This is a genomic window from Kothea flammea (assembly GCF_052161645.1).
GTDB lineage: Bacteria > Planctomycetota > Planctomycetia > Pirellulales > Pirellulaceae > Laterigemmans.
In genome coordinates, this window is sequence record NZ_CP197414.1 from 3,399,839 (window position 1) to 3,419,172 (window position 19,334).

General features: G+C 55.1%; 1 protein-coding gene (cut by a window edge). It reads right to left on the reverse strand.

Annotation, left to right across the window (positions count from 1 at the left end):
- Window positions 1-19,334: the 3' portion of a LamG-like jellyroll fold domain-containing protein gene (locus tag SH139x_RS12990; protein ID WP_488355631.1), read on the reverse strand. 12,115 nt of this gene lie beyond the right edge of the window; the window shows 19,334 of its 31,449 coding nt (coding positions 12,116-31,449); the start codon falls outside the window, past its right edge; its stop codon occupies window positions 1-3.

Sequence of the window (19,334 nt, forward strand, 5' to 3'; positions counted from 1 at the left end):
TTATTCAAACGGCAGATTGCTACCGAAACGATTTCGGAACTGCAAGAAGTCAATAAAGTTGACATCTCCATTGTTATTGAAGTCAACCAATGGGTTGTAGTCCTCGTCGCCTTCCACCGAATTGAACGCCGAACGAAACTGCAGGAAGTCAATAAAGTTAATTTGACGATCACCGTTAACATCAGCAAAGAGGGCGTAGAAATCATCCGCCTCTTGTTCACCAAATTCAAAAACACCGCCTGCCTGCCCGTCTCCATCGCCATCTAGTTGGGACTCGGTACCGGCTCGACGAACCTTCTCTGGAGCAATCGTGAGCTGATAATTACCATCAACCAGCACGCTGTCCGCTCCCCGTGTGAAGCTACCATCAAACGAGATAGTCACTACCGTGTTTCCATCACCATCAACAGCGGCAGTGAAACTGCTTTGCACAATTCCGCCACCAATCCCTCGTTTTTGCACGGCAAAAGCATCTTGATCAATGTCGACCAGGCCGTCAAAGATCACCTGTATCTGTGCGATTTGGGATCGCTGCGAGGAACCCGCATCGCCCACGATCACATCCAGCACTTCGACCAAGTCGACTAACTCCAGGCGTAGTTCCTGGGTGTCATAAATCACGTCCCAGGCGAACCCAGCGGGGGCGTCCGGTAAATTCACGTTGTCAAAGGTGCCATTCAATCCTTCAGTGGCCGTCATCAAGACAAATGATTGTCCCGCTTCTGGCGTAAAGGAGTTAATTAAGGAGACATCTAGTACACCATCTAGATTGGCGGAACCGAGATGGTTCACCTGATCAAAGCCACCGCTGCCGGCAGTCGTCCCGCCAAGTTCCATTAGCGTAGTGCTCGTATCTCCATAGACGACGCTACCATTTTCAATCAGGGCAGCACCTGCTCCCGGGTTATAGCTGCCCAATATCTCCACGTTATCGAGCGAGCCAACGCCGCTAACGAAGCCGGTCAGAGTCAGCGGGTTGCTGGCAGAATTTCCGTCAATCTCACCATTGACTACAAACAGCTTGCTGGCGTCGTTATCCGAATTGACTGTGCCATGCCCCATCATCCGCTGCCCCGATTCAATCAGCAGACCATTATTCGCAGAAACCGTACCGGCGACTCCGCCTTGGCCAAGCACGGTCAGCGATCCAAGTTCGGCCTGATCGGCATCAAGCAACGTGACATTGTTTCCGCCAACTAACAGTAACCCGGCGGTCTGGAATCCATCACCGACAGAGACGTCACCCATCGTGAGACCGCCGACGGCTTGGATCGTGGAACCAATTTCTCCACTTATGCGTCCATCAATCAATCCGGCCGCGATCAACGTTTCTGAGTTACCAAGCACCAGTTCCGACGAGGATTCGATGACGCCACCATTGAGCAGCGTCAAGGAGCCCAAGTTCACTGGCGAAGCAGCGTCGAGCGTGAGCGTTTGAGAGCCCACGTTGACCACTCCGGTGAGCTCGATTTGTAACATATTGACGATGTCCAACGGATCCACCCCGCTGAACGTTACTTGTGTCGTCTCGCCCGCTTCGGTGGCATCTATCGAGGCATCTCCCAACAGTGAAGTCGGTGAGGCGTATTGAGCGATCGTACGATCATTATTCCCTGTCATCACCAATTGGTCTTGATCGCCCAATCCCCCGGAGAATGCAATTCCCGCAGGCAGTTGGAAGAAGCCACCAGATTGGAAGTCGACGAAGACCGATTCGTCACGCGAATTCTGACCGATGATCGTAACCGACTCGGTCAACAAGACTGGTTGAGCGGGTACCAATAACGTATTGGTATCGTTATCCACGATTTCCAAATCCTCACCGCTGCGACGGACGGTCACTGAAACTGCGCCATTCTGGAACAAGTCAACGACCAAATCAGGCTCAGCTGGCTGTTCAACGATTTGAATCAGGAAGCCTTGCGTCCAGCTTGCACCGTCTGCATCGGTGGCCCGCAGTCGCACCACATAAGACTGGCCGGCGACAAAGTCGGTGGAGTCGGCGACCAGAAGCTCGGTGCCACTCAAAGAGAACCGACCTTCCGCGTCGTCGATCAACTCCAACGTGTGCGTGTCGCCTTCATCAGGATCCACCACGGTCAACTCCCCGACTAGATCACCCGGCGAATCGAGTTCCGATATCTCTCTGTTCGATAGTTTGATCTCAGTGGGGGATTCATTGTCACCAACAATGGTGATAATGACTTCAGCGGTGCTGATTTCACCCGCATGATCTCGCAAGGTGTAGCTAAAGCTATCCGTTGCCGTGGCCGAACTCGCTAACCAAGCAAACGCTCCATTCGGATTGTAGACGTAGCTACCGTTGGACTGAACCTGGACGGTCGCGCCTGAGGCGAGCGTTACCACCTCCCCCACTGCCTGGTCGTCGCCGTTGATCGCTGTAATCGTTCGCTCGTCACCAGCATCGACATCCAAGTCAGCCGTAATGAGACCGGCCGCGCGGAAGTGATGCTGAATTGTTTCTAGCGGTAAGGCTGAGTTATAGACGGCTACATCATCAATCCAGCCGGAGAAGCCAAATTCGCCCATCGAGGTGGAGACTTCAGTCGGGAACCGCAGTGGACCGGCAGCGGCACCGATGGCGATCGCCCCGGCGTGTGAGTCGACCCCTTGCCCGGCAAAGCTTGTCGTTTCGCTGGCTGCCAACGCACCGTTCAGATGAAGTTCGAGCTGATCTGCCCCAAACACACCAGCAACGTGATAGGTCCGATTCGCAGCGATCTCTGCCTTCACGAGGGGACCAAAATTGCCTTCATCCCAAGCCGCAAAGTAAAGCTCGCCCGCTTCGATGTAGAGGCTAAATCCGCTGTCGGTGTTCCCTTGGCTGTAAAGCACTTGACGATCTTCGGTGGCATCGGCTCGCATCCACAATTCAAATGATTTCGCCGTTGCCTCGCCATCGTACGTGTTGATCGCTGGTGAATCATTGATCGCCACGTAATTGCTGCCCTCGAAGCGGAGAGAGCGATTCAAGGTGTTGCGAATCATGCCCGCGTCGCTATAAAGTTCCCCGACCAACGCACCGTCTGGGCTTAGTGGTGACAATTCATTGCTGATCACCGTGCCGGTAACTTCGTGCAGTCGCCAGTATGCCACCGCACCGTCGGTCAGCACGAAATCGTCGACCGAGTCTGGCAGCACGCTCAGGATTCCACTCGCTGGCACCTCAAGCAGATTATCGAGAGCTACCGGAGCGTCATTCACACCAGTGATGGTGATTGTCAACGCTGACGGCGTCAAGGTAAACGCATCATCCACGAGGTAGTCAAAGCTCTCTACCAATTGAGTCCCGGCAGGCAATGCTTGGACGCGGGGATTCGAGTTATCAAGTTGATAGCTGAAACTCCCGTCGTGTGACCAGCTGAGCGTGCCGAACTGACCAAGGATCGCGTTTGCGTCGTCATTTTCCCCGGCGATCGATTCGATCAACAACACTGTACCGTTATCGGCATCGGAATCGTTGGCCAAGATGTTACCGCTAACCGCAGCACTTGCGTCTTCGGTTACGGAAACCGGATCAGGGTTTAATCGTGGCAGGTCGTTCCTACCGTCGACCGTGACAAAGACGGTGGCTCGAGCTTCAGCTCCAGCTTCGTCGGCAATGACGTAGGTAAACGAGTCGATCAACGATTGCCCACTAGGTAGACCATTCAAGGTCGCCGAAGTTGTGGGATCATAGATTAATGAACCATCCGCGTTAACTGTGATCGAAGCACCGCCGGTTGAGCGGGTGGCAACTTCGACAATTTGCAACGTATCAAGCTCGCCAACATCCGTGTCGTTGTTAAGCAAATCGGCGGGCAGAATCGTCAGCGTCGTATCTTCATTGGTTGCCGGGTCCGAGTCATTGTTGGCAACGGGTGCTGCATTCGCCACGGTCACCGGAACCGACAACGTGCGAGCGGAACCATCCGAGTCGGTTACCGTGACAATCGCCGTGTAGAGTCCGTCTTGCAAGTAAGTATGGGAGTGCGTCAGCACCCCATCGACCACGGAACCGCTAGCCACATCCGACCCATCGCCCCAGAGAATGGTGTAGGTATGGGTGTCATCATTTCCTGCGTCACTGACCGTCGCAATCAGTTGCAGTTCAGTGCTTTCAATACCGCTCACGCCATCGGCACTCACCGTGGGAGCAGCATTATCGATCACCACCAGCTTGCTGGCGGTACGTACGATCGGCGTGCCCATGATCGTATCGGTGACGGTGACATCAATCGTAAAGACTTCGTCACGCAGCGGAGTAAAAGCGAACTGCGTTGGATCCTCAGTCGGGTTGATGTCAGCGTGCGACGGCGAAATGCTCCAGGTGATTTCTCGCTGAGCCCCTTCCAAAACGGGTGCCAAATCGACAAGGCCGATCTGAACTTGGCCGCCCTCAGTCGTCAAACCGGCAGGGTTTGAAAGTTGCAAAGGCGCTGCGGCTCCGATCGTAAAATCGCTGGTACTAGTGTTGGAAAGCACACTGAAGTCGGCTGCGCCGGTGTATTGCAGGTCAAACAACACCGTCTCAAACGTAGTGGTATCGGCGGTGCCTTCAGGCTGCACCAGCCCAAAGGCGTTGGCGATCAGGCCAGTGCTGTTGAGGTTATTGACCACTTCCGTAATGCCATTCACCGCGATGGTGAGCCTACCGTTGGCAACTGTGGGATCATAGTCGATGGACCAATCGTAAGTACCAGCCACCAGCGGCGTTGTGGCCGCTCCTTGTGAGTTGCCAACGCGGAACCGGTTCCCTGATTCTGCTCCCCATGAAATCCCAAAGGTGGCGGCGGGATCATCCACATTCGCGACGTCAAAGAAGCCAAAGCGGAAATTGGTATCCGCGTTATTGGGATTGTCGAAGGTCAATTTGCCGCTGGCGCTAAATGCATCCACTGCAACATTCAGAGGTGTCGAGAGGGTGGTGTCGGCCAAGTAAGCTGCGTTGCCTTGCGCTTGGAATGTCCCACCCACCGTGCGAGTATTGATAGCTGCATAATCATTTGGCCCCGCGTCGTTACCGGAACCGACCCACTGAGTAAGATCCTCATGCAGGATGTCGCGAATCGTTAATTCCGCGGTGTAGAGACCCGCTAGCAACGGCACGAATTCAACATCCTCGTCGGTGCCAGAGGCGACGATGGCGTTTTGGTGCCGCACCGTCCATTCGTATTCCCGATCGGCCGCTTGTGTCGAGCCACGAAGTTGACCTGCGGGAGCCAGTCTGCTGGAGTCCTCAGCACCGAGGGTCACAATGGTGCCCACGCGTGGGGAGTTACTAACTTCGTTTGCCGGCCCTGGAACTGCCGTGCCAGGTGCGGTGATGACCGGTATCGGTAAGACCTCTAGCGGCAAGGTGAACGTGTCGCTTCCAAGGTCCGAATCGGTGACCGTTAAGGAGACTTGGTAATTTCCCGCATTGCTGGGCGTAAAGGTAAACTCTATTTGATCCGAGGTGAGGATTGGCTGGCCATTATTGGTTACCACTTCCCAGAGGATGTTATGCGTGTCGAGTACACCGGGATCGAAGAAGTCGGTCGCATCGAAGCGGATATTTTGACCAATCACGGCTTGCGTCGCACTTGGGTTTACACCACCAATACTGGGTGCCACGTTGACCACGTTGAAGAACGCCACATCGCTGTCGCTGCCGCCGTCACCATCATGGGCCGTTGCGGTGATGGAATGAAGGCCATTATCCAAAACTTGGAAAGAGGGCAGGAAGACATCGGGGGTATCGGTTGACCAAGGGTTAATGGCTCCCGTGAAGCGAACTTCACTGAGTCCCACTCGGGTCGCTCCAAAATTGGAATCGATCTCCATTCGCACGTAGCGGACATCGTCAGCCAGGCCGGTCAAGTTCACTTGCTGGACAGGTTCCGCGTTGGTCCCACCGGCACGTGTCAGCTCCGCATCGACGATAACTTGTTGCATGTTATCCAGGCTGTCGCCAACCCAGATATCAAACTGCTTGACGCCGCGATCCGTTTCGTCGCCGCCGACGAAAACGGCGTTGGACTGCCAGATCAGGATGCTATCGAGCGTATAGTTTGCTCCCAGATCAAACTGCACGAAGGCCTCATCAATTGGCAAACCGTTGGTGGTGTGCCAGAACGTTGCACTACCGCCGCCAGCCGGGAAGCCATTCGTGTGCGTGCTGGCACTGATTGGCGACTGCAATGCCAACCCGCTGCCGTTGATTAGATTCGCGGGATTTAGGTCCGCGAACGGGAATGAGCTGGCGGTAGCGGCAACTGGTGTGATTAAACCAAAGACCTCACCGTTGTTTGCTACGGGGCCAGTATCTCTCGCTAGGTCACCGGCACCCTCATTGAACGACCACAAGCCGATCAGATTGGGCGAGGTTGGTGCGATGGGACCGCTACCCACGGCCGCAATCTCCGCTTGTGTCAGCGGACGGTTCCAAACGCGGAACTCATCAATTCCCCCAACGAATGATTGCTGGCTGGAGAAATCGGCGCCAATCGTTAACGGCCCTGAATCAGCGCGAGTACCAACGTCAGCAGTGCTATAGCCGATAGCCGTAGCACCGTTAACATACAAAGTCGCACCGTTAATCGGATCAACGACCAACGCCAAATGTTGCCACTGGCCGAACTCGACAGTCGCCGTGGTTTCTACGGGTCCAGCTCCAGCGTCGATAAACCAGTGCGAACCATCATGAAACAATGCCCAACCACCGGCGGAGGAAGCTGCAGTATCAAATACATAACGCTGGCTGGACGAGGCACTTGGTTTGACCCAAGTTTCAAACGTCGCACCACCACTGGTGGCTGATTGGTTCAGTTCCAATGCCGTTGTCACGGCACCGGTCCCGTTTAGACTCAATGACGCTTGGCTGATGTCCCGAGTCCTACCCAATGAATCGGTTACCTGGAATCTCGTCAGCATCTCTTGAGCGTCGTTCAAACTGCCATCTTCAATAACCAGCCGATCGACCTCCGTTTGGCTAACCCCGTCGCCGACCAAAATCGGGAACTCAATACGAGCGCCGTAACGGGGCGTCCAGAGGTTGTTTTGAGCCGCAGAGCTGGGGTCGACGATCGTCATCGAGAAGTAGTCCGCTTCGTTGATCACACCCTGACCAAAACGTGCTTCCATCAGTTCGCCACCGCCGAACTCAAAGAAACCAATGGCGATGTCGTAAACTCCGGCTGCCAAGTTGACGCTGCCAACTCGGCTCTGAATGGCGTGAATCCCCTGATTGTCAACAATTAGCTCATCGACTTGGAAGATGCCGTCTTGATCGAGATCGATCCAGAGCGTGCTGCCGTCGTCGCTGCGGGTACCAAACGTGACGTCGCCTTCAATAAGTGTGGCGCCGCTGCCGGTAGTGCCGATCTCGATCTGACCAATCCAAGCAGCCCCATAAAAGTCGTCACCGAGAATTCCACCCGCTCGGTCGTTCATGGCGGGGCCGTTATAGCTCAACGCCCCATCCAGCACGGTGGTAGCACCGGGCGACATATTTAGGAAACTATCAGCATTTAGCGTGGGGTCGATCGGGAATATATTTCCATCACCAAAAACACCATCGAACCACAATTCATTCAGCCCGTTAATCTGCGCCTCACCAATCGTGATCACTTGCCCCTCGGTAACTCCCAAGCCGGAATTCGCGAGATCCAAGTTGGGCAGACGAACCAGCTCGGGTGCTCGGTTGCGAACGAGAATCGGGAATTGATAGTTCCGCACTGTCACGATTCCCAGGCCGTTATCGAGCGGTACGAACTCGACGGGAGAATTGAGTCCTCCAGCCGAGAAGACACCTTCGATGGTCCAGGGGGCCGAGGTATCGACGAACCACGTGGCTCCGTCGATCACGCCGTTGTGACCACTGTTGCTGGAGTCGGCCGCTTCCGTACCCAAACCGCGGTCAAGTCGCCAGTGACCAATCAGGGCATCCGGCAAGCTGCTGGCTGAACTATTGCGAGCGGTCAGGATCTCAGCCGGGGTCAGCGTGCGTTCCCAAACACCCACATCTGCGATTGCGCCTTCAAAGTTGGCATCTGGGAAGTTATCTCGGAAGGCTAGCGCAGTTCCGATGCTGAAGCCGAGGTTGGTGGGAGTCGCTGAGAAATCTCCACCCGGGTCATCGGTCCCAATCGAGACACCATTGACAAAGAACTCGGCAACGCTATCCGAATTGAAGGTGACGGCCACGTGCGACCATGCTTGTTGCGGCAGGGTTACTGCGGGACTGAAAAAGTCCCGGCGGCCAAAAGTAACAAACTTCAAGCGTCCCGATGAATGATGCTCAAATCCCCAACCTTGCGAAAGTGCGTTGGTTCCTAGGATCATCCCGCCAAACTCGGCATCGGGGCGGATCCAAGCGGTGACCGTAAAATCGTTCGATAGATTACCAAGAGCCTGGGCGGTGCCGATATCGACGTAATCGTTGACGCCATCGAATCTTAGTGCCGGGATTTGGAATGGTATCTCAGCACGTTGACCTTCCTCAACGACCAAGTTCTGGCCTGGCAGCAATATTGGGGATGGCAACGTCAGAGATTCCAAATTTCCCAACGCTTCGATCGTCCGCAAAGTGGACACAGCAACCGGGTTTACGTTAGTACCCTCCAGGGCCAAATGAGTCAGCCGGGGGAACGCGGTAAGTTGGCCGATGTCATCGATGGCGATGTTATCGCTCAAGTCGAGTCGCGCGAGATGGGACAGACCGAGCTTTTCACCCGCTTGCGGACCAGTCGTCAACCTGCGGGGATGCAAGTTGAACAAGTCTGAGTCATCAATGTTGTTACCTGACACGTCGAGCGAAATCAAATTAGTCAGATACTCTCCCAAACGGAGATCATTGATCCCGCGATTCGACGCATCGAGGTGCGCCACTGAAGCCAAGTCCGATGCCCGCAACGGATCGTGGAATATCGACACGTTCTCAAAGGCGTCGGCAGTCCAAGTCGGACTGTTGATCAGGGTGGCATTGTTGCCAGTTGCGGAGAGGTCCGCAGCGATCGTTCCCGTGCCATCGTCCAAGCGATAATAGCCGACCAGGTTGGGCGATTCCGCTGGAATCGTGGAACGATAGGTTGCGTTGATCTCGCTGGGACTGCGGGCCGTATCCCAAATGCGTACTTCATCGAGCACGCCGTTGAATGGGAACTGCAATCCTCCCTCAGTACCGCCACCACCGAGCCGCACGGGGCGTGCGTCGTTGGGCGCATAACGACGATTGGTCGCTTCGGAAACAAGCTCGCCGTTAATGTAGAGTTGTTTGATACCAGTGATGGCATCATTGCCATCTGGTGCTCCCGTACCATCAAATACGATGGCAATGTGGGTCCAAGTGTTTATCGTCGCGGTGGGGCCGTTGACCACATCCCAGCCACCAGTTCCTGTGCCGGTCCAGAACTGCCAACGGTCCTGTGGATCAACATAGAGGATATAGCCCAACGCTTTTGTGAAGTTGTTTTGGGTATCTCGAGACGTAATCGCGGAACGGAAAGTTCCCGTCCCTCCCTCAACTTTAGCCCACAGTTCAACCGTAAAATCGGAGGCCGGGTTCTGAACTGCGGAGAAGGGAGCTTGGAGATACTGATTTGACCCATTGAAATCAACCGCTTGGCTTCCTGGCACGACAGCCGATGTGACCGGCCTGCCAAGCGTTTCGGTGATTGCTGCCCGCAACTCCGTGGAACCTTGATCCAAACTTATCAATTGGACGTCATCGATAAACCAATCGTCGAACGCGACCGGAGTGCCTGAGACGCGGAAGCGGAACTGGAAGCTGTTACGCAAAGCATCGGTCGGCAAGGCAATACGTCGCTGGACATACAATGACATATCAGGATCGTCACCGAAGTGTCGGTCTAGCTCGTGCCATCGCTCACCATCGACTGTATACTCCAGAATCAAGTCATCATTGCGGTCGGGCGATTCACCGCCACCCGTTTGTTGGTACCAATAAGACAGCTCGGCTCCGTCAGCACCGGCCAGATCGAGGACTTGGGAAACGATGCTGTCGCTGGCTCCGTTCAGACGCGCGGAACGAATTCCGCTGGGCTCGGAAATCCCGGTGCCATCTACTTGAGGAGTGCCCGTGTTACCGACCCAACGATTGTCAATCGTGAATCCACCACTCTCGAAATCCTCATTGAACAACACGGTCTCGTACAAACCGACAATGGGATCGACGACTGGGTTTTGCTGACCGAAACTTGCTTGGCTGGTAGGAACCCTGATGTCGTCTTGGTCTGCCGCATCGCGATCCCGCACCTCAATCGGCTCAGCCGTGAATGTGTCGACGCCGCTGCCACCGAACAACTGATCGATGCCGTGGTTGCCGACGATAAAGTCGTTCCCGTCCCCGCCGCGAATGATATCAACATCGGGCCATTCGTTCGTTTCATCCGTATAGCCGCGAATTGGCGCGTCGAACTCGATGGTAAAGGGTTGGACCTCGGTTGAGTTATTATAAACTCGGACGTAGTAACTATCCGCTGGCAACCCTCTCAGACTTAATGCACCAGCGCCCGAGCGCAACACCCCGCCCTCAAGAGACAGCAGATCGAGTTGCATATTTTCATCACCGATTACTCGCATGCCGCTGCTGGATTGTCCATCACCAAGCATCGTGAATTGGAACCACTTTTCGGTCAGACCCGCTCGCTCAGTAGCGCTCGGCAGAGTAACCGTGACTGGTCCAGCTTGATCAAAGGCAAAAGGAGCAGGCTCTGGTTCGTTGAAGTCGGGTGAATCTGCAAAGAATGCAAATTGTTCGACTTCACCGAAGGCCTCGAGTGAAGCGGTGAACGAGATACGATTGCCAGCGAAGCTGACCTCGGGGTTGACCCCCAGCCCGGTGGCCCGATAACGCAGTTCTTGATCAGCCTCGATACCCCAGACGAAATCGGGATCTTGGAAGTTGACAGAGCCGATCAAAGGCGCATCAACATCGATCCAGAGCCGATAGAACATTTGCTCGAGGCGCGGATCGCCTTCAGCCAAGATGTCGCCGCGAGTTTCAAACGTGACCTTGACCGAATCTTGCGAGATCAGCTGCAGTTCGACGCGGGTGATGTCCACATAATCAGGTTGTGAATCATCGAATGCCGAAGAAGGATCGATGATCTCGGCGAACAATGGTCGCTCAATCACGAAGGGCTCGCCTCCGTCATCAAAACGAATCGATCGTCCGGTGCCCAGAGGATCGACAAACGAGCCACTGCCGGAGACCGAGAAGTTTTCTAAGACGGTAACTTGCTCGGGAACCTCGCGAGGTGTGAGCGCGCCATAGACAAAATCAACCTGGCCTGACTCTCGCACTCCGTTCGGAGTACTGCCTCGAGAAGTGATCAGCAAATCGTCGATACCATCGGCATTCACGTCGGTTGCCGGCACATGCATCAGGACGTCATCCATTATGTGCTGGACGCTCCGTGTGGGCTGGCTGCTTGGTTGCCCCGTCACGCCGAGTTGCCCGGCGGGGTGCTGGGCGGTGCTGTCGAGTAAGGGCAACCCGGAAGGTTCGTTGAACCGGAACCAACTTTGTAGTCCCAACTCGGTTCCCCGAATTCCGACGTCATAAATTGCCGCGATCTCAGCTGCCGTTAACGGACGATTCCAAGTTGAGAATTCATCAATCACACCTTGGAAAGCGTGCGGGGTGTAGTAACTATTGCCAGAACTAATCTTGTCTTGTCCAAGGTTGGCATTCCCCTCGGAAATGTCGAGCGGAGAAATGGGGAGCGACCCGCCACCCACTAACTTACCATCCAAATAAACGTGCACAAAGTCTGAAGCATCATGGGCTACCAGGGCTAAATGATGGAATTGGCCGTCGGTCACCGGGGGAATGTCAAAGCGTCGGGCAACTCCTTTGAAGCTGACGTACAGTTGTGAACTGCCAAGTAGCGCCACCGCAAACTCGTCATCAACGTAAGTTTCGTCCTCCTCGCGATCAGCGTTGATCAACATCTGGACTTCGCTATCGTCGAAAACACCTTGCAGATTCGCAGGGACCGCCTTGGCGGCATCGGAGCGGAACCAAAGCGTCGTCGTCAGGTCCGACAACTCGTGGAGCGCCGTATAAGGAATCAACGCCACATCATTACGACCATCAAAACTTATCGCGGTAAACGAACGGTCCGCGTGAACCGTTGGCAACACGGCATTCGCTTCATCCATCCCGGCGAATAGTTTGGTGGGGCGGTCTGGAGCTTGGCTGATGGCAAACTGTTCGCTAACCGAGTTGAAAACATAGGTGCTCGGCGGACTCTCCAGACCAGGTCGACCGGCAATCTCCAGTCGGGCGCCCGAAAAGACACCGTGGTCCGAGTTAATCCCATTGTTACCAGCACCCGAAACGGCCAGCGTCAAGTACTTGGCATTCTCGGGGATTGGCACATCGAAATTGGCGAAGAAGCCGTTGGCCGTTTGCGGTGCAGGCATGGTGCCCGTAAACTGCCAAACCCCTCCGCTTTGCCCCACATTGACTGGAACACCGTTGACATAGCCAGATAGCACCGCATCCGCACCACTGACAATTGCCATGGTACGAATCGAGGGACCAGCGATGTTAAACCGACCGTCATTCACTCCAGCTCGATCGGCCAGGAAGCGGAAGGCCGCAGCCCCCAAATCGCCCGCCGCACGAAGCTCATCCAAGTCGAATGTGACCAAAGCATCGGCATGAAGGCCGATACCTTCTTCGTGCTCCGCTTCCGTCAGAGAGAATCCCGCCTCCGCTAGCGTCTGTATGCCCCGCGGCAAAGAGTCAATGCTTACCCATGCATCATTGGCAGGCTGCCCGAATCCCGAGCCGATCCAGCCGGTATTGTCAAAGTTGAAAGTAATGCTTCCCGCGGCATCTAACGTCTGCGAGTCGGGGCCTCCACTAACAACTCGGTTGACTCCCAAATCGCTGGTATTTGCGGAGCTGCCAAAATTGTCCGTCAACAGCGCCAAACCAAGTGGCGTGTTCTTGGCATCATCGAATAGATTTCCCAGCGGTATGGAGTAGATCTCGCGTCCTGTTGCAGCGATGTCGCCAAGTCCATCTCCATTAAAGTCACCTCCCGTGGCTCGCAGTTGAGCCCCCGAAATTCGCGCAGCGACACTGCTAAACATCGCGGCAATATCAGCTTGCCCCCAGTAGGCTTCGATCCCGTTCGGACCGGCAAAGGCAACATCGTCGTAGCCGTCTTGGTTCAGGTCACCAAGAGCGATCGGTGTAAAACTCTGCACGTTGCTAGTGTTTAACTGCACCAAGTGGGGCAGACCATCGTCAGGCAGCGCCTGCAGCAACGGCGTGTCGCTACTCAGCGACGGTCGGGCAAGATTAAATCCAAAAGCCTCCTGCCGGCTAGTCTGAATACGGAGGTTAAAAGCGCGCAGTGTTCCGCTGTCACCACCGGCGTCATCCGTGATCCGAAGTTGCCAAGTGCCATTTGCCAATCGCGTGTCAAAAGCGGACAACAGTTCCTCAGGACGGTAAGCACCGGCGAAGGGAGCAGTGCCCGATGTAATGGGAGTGGATGCTTCATCGTCTAAGATCGTGAACGCAAAATTATCGCCTCCACCTCCCACGTCATCGAAAAGTCTGATCGTCGTTCCATCTGGAGCTCGCAACTCAACATCCAAATCGGCGGTAAAGGTATGCAGAATATCGAGCTGCGCATTGACATCAATAATTCGCCCAGCCGACCCGGCAATCGTCAAATTTGAAGTTGTCAAGGTGCCGGCATCCGGACCAATCGGCTTGTTGACGTCGCTGGAGTTGTATTGAACCGAAGTGGACCTCAGGCCGAAGCGGTTTCCAGTACCTGTTTCTGCCACGCGCAAAAATACCGTGGGCCCCGTTTCATTGGTGACAAAAATAACTCTGCCAGTTACGTCGACTTCAGCACGCACACGGCCAGCCAGCGTGGTTGCAGATAGCGCCGAATTAACATTCTCAGCTGTGTTCTGTGGATCGCCGGCAACGGTGCTAACGTTGATATTCGCAGAACCACCTGGCATTTCCAGCGTTAATGACGCACTGCCACCCAGATTCTGTGACCCCAGCGGTACCAACGTTGCCGGTTGCTCGGTCTGCACAACGACATCAATTTCGGGATTCCCAAACAGCACGTCCTCGCGACCGTCGCCATCAACATCACCGACAACTCGCGTTTCCAATTTGGCAAAATCAAAGTTTGATTGAATCTCGGCCAGTCGCTGCCCAATCCCGATGAAGCTCTGAGCGGGACTGGATACAAAGTTGGTGATTGTTTCACCCGCAAACACATAGCCGTAGCCGAATGGTCCCGTTGGGCTTTGCGGTGCAATGAAGGTAACTCCGCCAAAAGCGTTGTAGGTTGAGTTACTGGTAATCAGGACATCATCTTGCCCGTCGCCAGTCATCTCCAACATCTGCACGGAGACTTCACCGAACTGTGAAAATTCACCGAAAGGAATGAAGATTCTTCGCGCGTTATTCCCCGTGCCAGCGGTCACCAAATAGTTAGCCGCGAAATCTCCGTTCCAGTTTCTCGGCCAGGGGGCCGCTTGGCCTCCCACAATGCCACCAGTCGGTCCGCCGAATACGATCGTCACCATCGCGCTGCCGAAATCTTCCTGGACAAACGCCAGGTCGGCAAATCCGTCGCCATTCACGTCACCGAAGCGGTCGCCCGGACGGCCCAAGGCCTCGTGGTCAATGATGATTTCAGCTCGCTGTTCAATCCATTCCAGATCGGTCACGTCGACGGGGCCAAGCATCAAGTAACTAGAAGCTCCGCCGCGGACCAACAAGTCTTCGTAACCGTCTCCGTTAAAGTCGCCCACTGGTGTCGACTGTGATAGTCCAGCAAACCCTTGCGAGCCAACCAGTCCATTGATCGATTCCGCGTAGGGCAGCGGATCCGCACTGCCGGGATCGAGTCGAGGGTCGTTCAAGTCGACTCCCGGGCGTCCAGGATCGATAATGTTTAAGAAAGGTGCTGCCAAATCGAAGCGATACGCTTCGCTGGGGGCCGTTGCGGGGAAGCCAAACGGTAATGCAAAGCTAATCGGATAAGCACTGCTAGCGTCGCCTTCATCGGGAACATTCCCGAAGAGTCGATCGTTGCCACCGTCGCCGATTAATTCATCGTTACCGGAATTACCAACTAAATAGTCGTTGCCAGGTCCACCGATCAAAACATCCGAGAGTGCTCCACCGAACAAGTAATCATTGCCACTGCCACCGTCGATCGTCAGCGCGGCCTCAATGGCTCCTTGTTCTCGATCTCCCAAGTCAATCCCGTACTCGTCGACATTGGAAACCCAATCAACATCGGGGCCCTTGGAATGGGTGTAGGCAATTTCACCCTCGGTGAGTGCTCGATTGTAGATGCGGAATTCGTTATAGGCGGCGTTTGCCGTGTCATCCACTGGGAACTTGGACCTACCCAGCCAGTTGTTGTCCGGTGTCAGCTCGCTCAAGGTGTTGTCGGTCAAAAACTCGCCAACAGGTTGGCCATTCTTAAAGAGCCTCAAGCGGGTTTCACCGTTTGGACCGAAGTTCTCTTCAACCGAATAGGCGAGTTGCACTTCGGTATTCAAATCTAACGGGCTGAACGCATCATCAATGATTCTATCATTTGCTCCCGAAACGCCGAGATCTCGCCAGCGCACGTGATCGGTTCCCGCTTGATCACCGCGTGACCAAGTCGACGTGAAGAATTCATTGTTCCCAGCGCCAAAGTCAAAAATTCGTGACCATGTTTGGACGCTCCGCGGTGTCGCCCAGAACTCAAACGTGGCAGAGGTCAGCCCCGAGAGGATCGTATCGGGCAGTTCGATATAGTCGGCTGTGGCGTGCGCGCCGCCAGCCAAGACAACTTGGCCGCCGCTGCGGACGTGCCCACCGCCACCAGCCGAGGTTCCGGCACCGGATTGGTCGACCAGCACTGCATTCGCGCCGCCGATCGAATCAACAAATTCTCCGCTGGTTTCGTTAAAGCTATACCGATGCGCAAGGGCTGTCTGAATCAGCGGCAAGAATTGAAATTCAGGATCGGCCCGCAGCACATCGTCGCCCGAACGCAACACGAACTGAGTATCTTCAACGTCGCGCGTTTGATAGAACAAGTGTTCGCGTCGATAAACCTCAAGGCCATTCGCGTCAGTCACCGTTTGATAAGACTGCGTACCAATGTCCCAAACCAGGCTGGTAAACTCATAGCGATGCAGCCCCGTGTCATATTTGATCGCAGCATAATCGGGCACATCAAACCCGCGTCGATCCTTATCGCCACCGAGGAATAGCACGCGGTCAAATCCGGCGCCGCCGATGAATTGATCACTTTGCGTGGTCAACGTTGTTGCCAGGGCTGGGTTGAAGACGGTATTGGGCTGGTTGCCCAGTAGGGGCAACGCATCGGGAATGATTTGGAACGTATCATTGCCGTCGCCGCCGAACAGCAAATCACTTGCTTGTCGGTCATAACCACCGGTCAGCACATCATTACCATCATTTCCAAATATCCAGTCCTCACCCGCTCCGCCGCGAAGAATATCATCTCCAGGGCCACCCAAGATGACATCGCGACGGGTAATATCCTCGCGCAGATTCATCTCGATCCGCGGCAACTCGCTGATCAGTGCTTCGTCCGACGTGTCCGAGAGATTGAAACGGAGGTCGTAGATTGTCGGAACAAGTTGAGGGCTGTCAACTCGCAACCAATAGACTTTGTCAGGGTCGAGTCCAGCCAATGAAATGCTGGCAGCATCTCCGGTTGATGAATATGTCTCGGCGTTGATTTGATTCTCCTCCGCGGTGACATCGTCCCCCGCTGCGAAAATCGCCAACCCCAAGTTGTCGATCGGCGAGCCGCTGGCCAGCTCGATCTTGGAGGGAATAAGCTGAGCCACTGAGAAATCAATCGTAAAGGCATCGCCGTTGTCGACACCATTGGGCCCGACAGCCACGTAAACCGTGTCGCCCGCCACAAGGTTTCCAAGCTGGACAGAGAATGGCGTATCGCTGCCCGTGTTGGTGGTATTCAACAGTGGTGCGTTATCGTTAACGTGTACGATTAACCGCAGCGCGTTGTTGAAGCCATAGCCATGGCTCAGTTCGCCATCGCGAATTGCGTAAGCTCCGTTGGCCGGTACCGTGTAGGCATAGATCACGAAGCGATCTAGCGTATTGCCGACACCGCCCGCTTGGCTCGCCCCCATCCCAGGATGGCTACCGTCGGGCCGCACTCGCAGGTAATTCGAGGGCAAGTTGTTGGCGTTGATCGCATCACCATCCGCCGTGTACCCATCACCGTTGGCGATCAACTGACGATAGTTGGCCGGATCACCAATGGCACCGCTGGCTCCATCTCCCGAGTCACCGCTGGGAGTCCACCCGGCCGGCGCGTTCCAAAGATACTGCCAGCCCGCTGCGGGTGTGTTGGGTTGGAAGTCCTCCAGGAAACTGGCAACATGCCCTTGTTCAAGTTGGAACGAGAACCAATCGCTGTCTTCGGGATTGTCAATCGTGAAACCATTGAACTCAATACCGTCGGCCGACAGCGGAGTGTCTTCAAAAGCGGTTAAACCATCTTCACCGGGGCCGAATAGCGAGTAGGCATACTCACTTGAATCATTCCGGCCTCGCAGCCCGCTCGCACTTCGAGATGCCTCAGCTTGGTCGACCAAAATCGCGTTGCCAGCCAAAATCTCCACCACGTCATCGCCAGCACCCGCGTCAATCCAAACCGACTTCTGCACGGTGGGGCCAACGGTAATTTGATCATTTCCACCGAGCGCGTCGATCAGAATCACTAGAAAATCACCTTCTGGGGGAATGATAGCAGCCAATGCTTCTTCTTCGACGGTGCTGCCATCGTTCTGAGCGGCAATCTCCTCGAGCGCCTCGCGACGCAATTCCGGATCGGTTTCAGCCAGCAATTGATCAAGTCGGAACTGTAAGCCTTCTGGATCCCAAATGGGCGCGCCACTGCTATCGGTGGCTTCGAAGTCGAGTCTGATCTGGGCGGCGAAACTAAAGTTCCCATTGTTCTCCGTCAATCGCGTGACCAAGTGATGGTCGGTGAGGATGCCCGGCTCGGTGACAAAGTCCACGTTGATGCGGTCGTTGGCGTTGGTACCGCCCACATACCAGACTTGGTCTGACTCGCGGGCATACTCCTTCCACTCATCACCAGCCAGCGCTCCGTCCATGCTTTCAAATGTGCTGCCGTCGGAGCGGAACAGCAGATCGTCGCCGCCGTTGCCATACATGAAATCGAGCGTCGTACCACCGAACAGAAAATCACTCTGTTCGCCACCCAGCATGCGGTTTAAGCCAGTGATCTCGGCGGGATAGGGAAGTCGATAAGGTCCGTTCGGGGAGCCATCATCGAGATCGAGGATGCCGTTGTTATTGAGGTCCCCGTCGTTAGTAACAAGTTGTCCCAGCTCATTGACAAAGATGCCGAATTCACCCCCCGATTCTGGAGCGAAACTCCAAGCGTAGAGCCGATTCATGCCGCGACCGCCGACCAGGTCATCATTACCTTGGCCAGCGTACAGAGTATCAACGTCGCGTGTGGAGCCTTCGCCCAAATCACCCCAAAGACGATCGTCACCACCGAAGCCCAGCAGCACATCGCTGCCGAGGCCACCGTCGAGTTGGTCTCGCCCGCTCGAGCCCAACAACACGTCATTACCGCTGTTGCCGTCAAACACGCCCGCGTAATCACGAGAGCGTTCCGAAAGCTGGGAAACATCCAACGTGCTAAATCCGCTGGGATTTACAATCGGAGAGATCCATCCCGACTGGATCGCTTCAGGGGTGTAGAATCCAATCGTGTCATTACCCGCCAGACCGGCGATACGGAACTGTTCAATTAACAATTCCCCATTCGCATCCAACATGCGAACAGGAATAGGCGTGCCGTTATAAAGCACCGACGCTTCACCGTTGCGTTGCCCAATTAAAATCGTATCGTTAGCCGTGGTTCCATTGACGGTCAACACATCGGTCGCGTTATCGTCCGCGAAATCTCCTTCCGACTCGTTTCCAAAGTGACCGTCGATCGTGTCAACGCCGCTATCGAAATTGCCCGCCGCTCCCAACGAAGTTGGAAGCACGAAAAGGTCGATCCCAGCCCCACCGTACATTAGATCGTTGCCGTCCTGGCCATCGATATAGTCGGTACCAGGCCCACCCCACATCGAGTCATCGCCGCCACCGCCGTACATTTGGTCCTCGCCCGAGCCACCAAACATGACGTCGTCAGCCCCATCAACATCGGCTTCGGTACCAAGCCCGGCGTCAATGTGATCGTCGTAGCCACTGCCAATGAAGAAATCACCTGCGATGAAGTCGTTAC